Consider the following 8,069-nt stretch of genomic DNA (forward strand, 5'->3'; position numbering starts at 1 on the left):
CCCGGGACCAGGAAGGGTCGGGAAGTTGAATCCAAGCCGGTGCCCGCGCCGCGCACACCTGTGTATCCGCGGGATTCCGCAGGTGTGACAGCATGGCGGCGTGACCGGATCCGTCGTACTCCGTCTGCTCGCCGCGGCGGCGCTGACCGTCGCGGCCGTGCTGGGCACCACCACTGCCCCACCCGCACCGGCCGAGCCATGTCCCGACGTCGAGGCGATGTTCGCCCGCGGCACCGGTGAGGAGCCCGGGCTCGGCAAGACCGGCCAGCTGTTTGTCGACGCGCTGCGCAGCATGCTCGGCGGCCGCTCGCTCGGGGTGTACGCGGTCGATTACCCGGCAAGCCGAGACTGGCCCACCGGGATCGCCGGCATCCGGGACGCCAGCACCCACATCGAGTCGACCGCCGCGGCCTGCCCGGAGACGAAGATGGTGCTCGGCGGCTTCTCCCAGGGGGCGGCGGTGATGGGTTACGTCACCGCCGACGTCATCCCCGACGGGGTGGACGCCGCCGGCCTGCCGCGACCGCTCCCGCCGGAGCTGGCCGATCACGTCGCCGCGGTCGTCCTGCTCGGGAAGCCGAGCGTGCAGACGCTGGCCATGATCGGTGAACCACCCGTGCTGATCGGGCCGCTGTACACCGGCAAAACCATCGAACTGTGCACCACCGGTGACCCGATCTGCTCGGACGGGGTCAACTTCAGTGCCCACAACGCCTACGCCCAGCAGGGCCTGATCGACCGGGGCGCGTCGTACGCGGTCAGTCACCTATAGGCCGCGGACCACTGTGAACCGGTCGCCGCTGGCCCTGGTTATGGGGGGCATCTTCGTCGAGTTCACCTGCTGGAAGCTGATGTCGCCGCTGCTGCCGCTGTGGGCGAGCCGGCTCGGGGCGGCTCCGCTGATGGTCGGGGTGCTGCTCACCGCCTTCTCCGCCGCCGAACTCAGCTGCACCCCGGTGCTGGGGGCGCTGTCGGACCGGTTCGGCCGCAGACCGGTCGTGGTGACCTCGCTGGCGGTGGCGACGATCTCCTTCGCGATGATCGCGTCCGCCAGATCGCTGCCGGTGTTGCTCGTCGCCCAGGCGGTGGGCGGCTTCGGCACCGCGATCCTCAGCGTCGGCCAGGCCGCGGTCGCCGATTGGGCGCCGCCCGGCCGGCTGGCGCACGCGATGGCCTACCTTGCCGCCGCCATCGGAGCCGCCCACGCCGCCGGCCCGGCCCTGGCCGGCGTGCTGTCGGCGTTCGGGCCGACCGCGCCGTTCTGGACCGCCGCCGCGCTGTCGGCGGGAAACACCGTGCTGATCGGCGCCCTGCTGCCGGAGACCAAACCACGGAGCCGAGCCGCCCATCCGGGCGCTCCCAAGCTGCGCTGGCGAGACCTGCTGCGGTCGCGGTGGATCCAACGGCTGGCTGTCACCACGGTGATCTTCGGGTCTGTGCTGGTGACCCTGGAAGCGGTGCTGCCGCTGTTCACCTACCGCGTGCTGCACTGGGCCGAGGCCCCCAACGCCTGGCTCTTCGCCTATCTCGGCGTCGCGATGGTCACCGTGCAGTTGGGCGTGGTCGGACGCTCGGCGAGCCGGACCGACGAGCGTCGGCTGCTCCTCGGCGGGTTGGCTGTCGCCGCGACCGGGCTGATCGTGGTCGGCCTGGGTAGCACGCCCGCCCCGGTGATCGTCGGCGTCGGCCTCGTCGGCATCGGCGCGGGGCTGGTCATTCCGTTGGTGCCAACGCTTTTCTCCCTGGCCAGCCCGGTCGAGAGCCGCGGCGCCGTGCTGGGCTTCGCTCAGGGACTGTTTGCCCTGGCGCGGCTGGTCGCCCCGCTCTCCGCGACCGGGATGTTCACCCGGTCCGTCGGGGCACCGTTCGTCGTCGTCGGGGCGCTCTGCCTGGTCGGCGCCGCCGTGCTGAGCGTCGGGAACACGCCGGCGATCGACACCGAAGGAGGCCGATGAGCGGCGCTGGTGACGATGCAGAGCGCAGCGATGAGGAGGAGCGGCGCCGATGAGTAGCGCCCTCCCCCTGAACGGAGTGACCGTGGTCAGCCTGGAACAGGCGGTCGCGGCTCCGCTGGCCAGCCGCCACCTCGCCGACCTGGGCGCCCGGGTGATCAAGGTCGAGCGGATCGGCGAGGGGGACTTCGCCCGCAGCTACGACGCGGCGGTGCTCGGCCAGGCGTCGCACTTCGTCTGGCTCAACCGGGGCAAGGAATCGATCAGCGTGGACTTGAAGCATCCGGACGGGCCGCCCGTGGTCAGCCGGCTGATCGCCGAAGCGGACGTCTTCATCCAGAACTTCGCACCCGGCGCCGTGGAGCGCCTCGGGCTCGGCGCCGACGAACTCCGGCGGAACCACCCGGACCTGGTCGTGGTCAACATGACCGGCTACGGCACCGCGGGCCCGTACCGGGATCGCAAGGCATACGACATGCTGGTGCAGGCCGAGACCGGCCTGTGCTCGGTCACCGGCACCGCAGCTGCGCCGGTCAAGACCGGGATCCCGGCGTCCGACATCGCCGCCGCGATGTATGCCCTGACCGCGGTGCAAGCCGCGTTGTTCCGCCGGGAGCGCACCGGACTCGGCGCCACGGTCGACGTGTCGATGTTCGACGCGACGACGGAGTGGCTGGGTCACCAGATGTACCTGCAGCTGTATCAGGGGGTGCAGACCAAGCGAATGGGGTTGGGGCACGCGGCGATCTGTCCCTACGACGCCTACCCGACCGCCGACGGGCAGATCCTCATCGGCGTGCAGAACGACCGCGGCTGGCGGACGCTGGTCACCGAGGTTTTCGGCCGGCCCGAACTCGCCGAGGACGCACGGTTCGCCACCAACATCGAGCGGGTACGGCACCGGGCGCAGGTAGACGCAGCGGTGGCCGAGCAGACCGGGCGGTTCACCACGGCCGCCCTCGACCACGCGCTGGCGGCGGCCGGGGTCCCGGCGGCGGAGCTGAACGACATCCAAGCCCTGGTGGGTCACCCGCAGCTGTCGGCTCGCGATCGCTGGCGTGACGTGGACACCGACGCCGGGCCGGTGCGCGCGGTGCTGCCGCCGATGACCTTCGCCGACGTGGAGCTGGCGATGGGGGCGGTCCCGGCGCTGGGCCAGCACACCGATGCCGTGCTGACCGGACTCGGGTTCAGCGCCGGGGAGATCACCGGACTTCGTGACGACGGAATCGTACGGTAGCCACACCCGGCTGACCTGGGACCCTGCGGTTCCGTAACCGTAGCTTGCCGGTGAATCGCGGTGTCCTCGCAGAACTTACGGTTGCGTATCCAGACGTTGATCGGAAATGCTCTGGCGTCGACCGATTCTTCCAGGGAGCACCGTGACGCACTACATCGCCAACGTCCGCGATCTTGAGTTCAACCTGTTCGAGGTGCTGCGCCTCGGCGATCTCCTCGACGCCGGCGGCTACGGCGACCTGGACGCCGACACCGCCCGCACCATGCTCGGCGAGGTCGGCCACTTCGCCGAGGACGTGATCGCCGACTCGTTCGTCGACGCCGACCGCAATCCGCCGGAGTTTCTGGCCGCCGAACACCGGATCATCGTCTCGGACCCGCTGGCCAAGACGGTGCAGGCGGTGAAGGACGCCGAGTGGTGGCGCATCGGGTTGGCCGAGCACATCGGTGGTGTCCCCGCCCCGGCGCCGCTGGTGTGGGCGATCCAGGAGATGGTCATGTCGGCGAATCCGTCTGCGGCGTTCCTGCACATGCTCGGGCCGGCGATGGCCGACACCCTGGCCGAGGTCGGCACCGCCGAGCAGCAGCACTGGGCGAGGCTGGCGTGCGACAAGGGCTGGTCGGGAACGATGGTGCTGACCGAACCGGACGCCGGCTCCGACGTCGGCGCCGGACGCACCAAGGCGATCCAACAACCCGACGGCAGCTGGCACATCGACGGGGTGAAGCGGTTCATCTCCGGCGGCGACGTCGGCGACACCGCGGAGAACATCTTCCACCTCGTGTTGGCCCGGCCGGAGGGTGCCGGGCCGGGCACCAAGGGGCTGAGCCTGTTCTACGTGCCGAACTTCCTGTTCGACTCCGAGACCGGAGAGCTCGGCGCCCGCAACGGCGTCTTCGTCACCGGCGTCGAGCACAAGATGGGCCTGAAGTCCTCGCCGACCTGCGAACTCGCCTTCGGCGCGCACGGCACGCCCGCGGTCGGCTATCTGGTCGGCGGGACGCACGACGGCATCGCCCAGATGTTCAAGGTGATCGAGAACGCCCGGATGAGCGTGGGCGTCAAGTCGGCCGGGACGATGTCGACCGGCTACCTCAACGCGCTGGCCTACGCCCGGGAGCGCATCCAGGGCGCCGACCTGACCCAGATGGCCGACAAGACCGCACCGCGGGTCGCGATCATCGACCACCCGGACGTCCGGCGCAGCCTGCTCACCCAGAAGGCCTACGCCGAGGGCTTGCGCGCGGTGTACCTGTACACCGCCGCGCACCAGAACGCCGATGTCGCGCAGCATGTCTCGGGTGCGGATCCGGAGATGGCGCATCACGTCGACGATCTGCTGCTGCCGATCGTCAAGGGGGTCGGCTCGGAGCGCGCCTACGAGGTCCTGACCGAGTCGCTGCAGACACTCGGCGGCTCGGGTTACCTGCAGGACTACCCGATCGAGCAGTACGTCCGCGACGCGAAGATCGACTCGCTCTACGAGGGCACCACCGCGATCCAGTCGCTGGACTTCTTCTTCCGCAAGATCGTCCGGGACCGCGGTGCCGCGCTGGCGCACGTCGCGGCGCAGATTTCGGCGACGATCGACGCGGGCAACCCCGCGCTCGGGCCCGAGCTCGGCCGGCTCGCCACCGCGCTGGCCGATGTGCAGGCGATGGCGGCCACCCTGACCGGCTACCTGATGGCCGCCCAGCAGCACCCCGACCAGCTGTACAAGGTCGGGCTGGGATCGGTGCGCTTCCTGCTCGCCGTCGGCGACCTGCTGATCGGCTGGCGGCTGATCGTGCAGGCCGCCGTGGCGCAGGCGGCCCTGGCCGCCGGCGCCGACGACCGGGACCGGCCGTTCTACCAGGGCAAGGTCGCGGTCGCGAAGTTCTTCGCGCACAACATGCTTCCGCTGCTGTCGGCGGTGCGCGACGTCATCGGCTCCCTCGACGGCGAGGTGATGGAGCTCGACCAGGCGGCGCTCTGACCGGAGCCGCGCCTCGGCTCACATCAGCGGTGGAATCCGCGCGTCGATCAGGTGCGGCCCCGGTGTGATCAGCGCCCGGCGGAACTGGTCGGCCAGCTCCTCGCAGCTGGTCGCCACACTCGCCCGTACCCCGAAGCCCGCGGCGATCTTGGCGAAGTCCATGTTCGGCCGGGCCAGGTCGAGCAGTTCGTTCGCTTTCGGGCCGCCGGCAGCGGCGCCGACCCGGGCCAGCTCCATCCGCAGGATGGCGTAGGCGCTGTTGTTGAGCAGCACCGTGGTCACGTTGAGGTCCTCGCGTGCCATCGTCCACAACGCGGAGATGGTGTAGGCGGCGCTGCCGTCGGCCTGCAGCGCGATCACCGGCCGGTCCGGCGCGGCGACCGCCGCGCCGACGGCGACCGGCAGGCCCTGCCCGATCGCACCGCCGGTGAGCGTGAGCAGGTCGTGGTGCGGTGAGCCGGCGGTGGCCGCCGGCAGCAACAGCCCGGAGGTGTTCGATTCGTCGGAGACGATCGCGTCCGGCGGCAGCAGCGCACCGATCACCTGCACCCAGTTCTGCGCGGTCAGCTCCCCGGACGGCAGCTCCGGCACGGCGGCCGGCGCCGGACGCGGCTCGACTCCGGCGGCGACCGACTGCGCCAGCTGCTCCAGCGCGGCCACCACGTCGACCTCCGGCCCGGCCAGGTTGTGCACCGTCGTGCCTTCGGGCACCAGGTCGCTGGGCTTGCCCGGGTAGGCGAAGAACGACACCGGCGCGCGGGTGCCCGCGACGATCAGGTGTTTGATCCCGTCGAGCTGGTAGGCGGCCTGCTCGGCCAGGTAGCCGAGCCGATCCAGGGCCGGCACGCCCGCGCCGCGGGCCAGCCGGGCCGGGAAGGTCTCCACTAGCGCCCGGGCACCGGTGGCCGCGGCGATCCGGTCGGCGGCGGCCAGGCCGCGCAGCCCGGTGGCCGGCCCGCCGATCAGCAGGCAGGCAGGCTCGTCGCCGCGCAGCACGCCGGCGGCCTCGGCGACGGCCTGCGGGTCGGGGGCCGCGGGCGGAACCGGCTGCACCGGGCCGGACGGCTGCGCGCCGTCGTCCCAGGAGATGTCGGCCGGCAGGATCAGGCTGGCGACGCACGCCGGGCTGGCCATCGCGGCGGCCACCGCCTCGGCGGTGTCCCGGCCCACGTCGGCGCCGGCTCCGGTACGTCGCGTCCAGCCGTGCGTCCAGTCGGTGAGCGGCTCGATGTCGGACTCCAGCGGCGCGTCGTACTTCTTGTGGTAGGTGGCGTGGTCGCCGACGACGTTCACCACCGGCACGTGCGCGCGCCGGGCGTTGTGCAGGTTGGCCAGCCCGTTGCCGAGCCCGGGCCCTAGATGCAGCAGGGTGGCCGCCGGCTTGCCGGCGATGCGGGCGTAGCCGTCCGCGGCGCCGGTGGCCACCCCTTCGAACAGGCAGAGCACCCCGTGCATCTCCGGCACCGCGTCCAGTGCCGCCACGAAGTGCATCTCCGAGGTGCCGGGGTTGGCGAAGCACACCTGCACCCCGCAGTCGACCAGGGTGGTGATCAGGGCCTGCGCGCCGTTGGTCATCGAATCGCCTCTCCGTCGAAGATCACCCCGGGATTGAGGATGCCGGCCGGGTCGAATGCATCCTTGATCCGGCGCATCAGGGCGACCTGCACCGGATCCGCCAACTCCAGGAAGTGCCGCATCTTGACCCGGCCCAGGCCATGCTCACCGGAGATGGCGCCGCCGAGCTGCATCGCGGCCGCGAAGATGTCGCGCAACAGCGCGTGCCGGACGTCGTCGTCGGCGCAGAACACCCCCAGGTGCACATTGCCGTCGCCGGCGTGTCCGCAGCCGACCACCCCGGCCTCGGCCTGCTGGGCCAGTTCGCTTGCCCGGGTGAGGAACTCGTGCATCCGGGCGCGCGGCACCACGGTGTCGATCACGTCGTGGGCGCCGGCGGCCTTGGCGGTCCAGAACGCCCGCTCGCGCGCCTCGATCAGCGCGTGCGCGGAGTTGCCTTCCAGCACATAGACGTCCAACGCCCCGAGCGGGTCGACCAGCTCGGCCAGCAGCGCCACGTCATCGTCGAGCCGATCACGGTCGCGGTTCGCCACGCCGATCACCAGGTATGCCTCTGCCCGCTCCCGGATGTCGTCGGCGATGGCCAGGCTGAGGTTCTGCGAGTAGCTGATCGCGGCCAGGGTGAGCTTGTCGATGTATTCCAGGATGTTGGGGTCCACGCCACTGCGCACCGTGACCGGCACCGCGCGCAGCACCGCGGGCAGGTCGGGAAACGGGACCAGCAGGGTGGCCGAGTGGGTCAGCCGCGGGTAGAGCCGCACGGTGACCTCGGTGGCCAGCGCCAGGGTCCCCTCCGAGCCGATGATCAGCTGGGTGAGGTCGTAGCCGGTGGACAGCTTGGTGATCCTGCCGCCGGTGCGGATCAGCTCCCCGGTGGGCAGCGCGGCCTGCAGCCCGAGCACGTTGTGCCGGGTCACCCCGTACTTGACCGCGCGCATGCCGCCGGCGTTGGTGCCGACGTTGCCGCCGACGCTGGCGCTCAGCTCGCCGGGGAAGACCGTGTACATCAGTCCGTGCGCCGCCGTCGCGGTGTCCAGGTCGGCCAGGGTGACCCCGGGCTGCACCACCGCCACCTGGTCGTCCGGGTCGACCTCGACGATCGTGTTCATCAGCTGGAACGAGATGAGCAGGCCGCCCGGGCACGGCCGCGCCTGCCGAAGGTCGTGCAGGGGCTGCTGTTCATCGTTGCCCGGCGGCGGGTGATGCAGTGGCTGGCCCGCCGATACGGTGCCGCGTTCAACATGAAATCCCCGATCTTCGGACCTACCGTGGTCGTCACTGATCCCGATCTGGCCCGGCAGGTGTTTCTGGCCCGCCCGGAGGTTGT

At 71.2% G+C, this 8,069-nt stretch carries 5 protein-coding genes and 1 pseudogene; 4 read left to right on the forward strand and 2 right to left on the reverse strand.

Features of this window, described 5'->3' with window-relative positions:
• Positions 1–100 precede the first annotated feature (100 nt).
• From AC2VNT_RS11030 to AC2VNT_RS11045, 4 genes are all read left to right on the forward strand, one after another.
• The gene (locus tag AC2VNT_RS11030) at positions 101–772 is read left to right on the forward strand and encodes a cutinase family protein (RefSeq protein ID WP_486946890.1); all 672 of its coding nucleotides are present in this window, start codon (positions 101–103) and stop codon (positions 770–772) included.
• 13 nt (positions 773–785) lie between these two features.
• Entirely contained in the window at positions 786–1,955 is a 1,170-nt protein-coding gene (locus AC2VNT_RS11035) for an MFS transporter (protein ID WP_486946891.1), read from the forward strand.
• Between the two features lie 49 nt (positions 1,956–2,004).
• Positions 2,005–3,192: a CaiB/BaiF CoA transferase family protein gene (locus tag AC2VNT_RS11040; protein WP_486946892.1), complete on the forward strand. Its 1,188-nt coding sequence runs from the start codon at positions 2,005–2,007 to the stop codon at positions 3,190–3,192.
• 142 nt (positions 3,193–3,334) lie between these two features.
• Positions 3,335–5,167 carry an acyl-CoA dehydrogenase gene (locus AC2VNT_RS11045; protein ID WP_486946893.1) on the forward strand — a complete coding sequence of 611 codons (1,833 nt, stop codon included), beginning with the start codon at positions 3,335–3,337 and terminating at the stop codon, positions 5,165–5,167.
• Positions 5,168–5,185: 18 nt separating this feature from the next.
• Here the strand turns inward: AC2VNT_RS11045 and AC2VNT_RS11050 are convergent, their stop codons facing one another.
• Both AC2VNT_RS11050 and AC2VNT_RS11055 read right to left on the reverse strand, forming a co-directional pair.
• A complete protein-coding gene (locus tag AC2VNT_RS11050; RefSeq protein ID WP_486946894.1) occupies positions 5,186–6,742 on the reverse strand; it encodes an acetolactate synthase large subunit in 1,557 nt (518 codons plus the stop codon).
• A pseudogene (locus tag AC2VNT_RS11055) lies at positions 6,739–7,893 on the reverse strand (FAD-binding oxidoreductase); the annotation flags it as partial. The gene AC2VNT_RS11050 and the pseudogene AC2VNT_RS11055, both read right to left, overlap by 4 nt.
• Positions 7,894–8,069 lie beyond the last annotated feature (176 nt).

Source organism: Mycobacterium sp. TH-M15 (genome assembly GCF_057473705.1).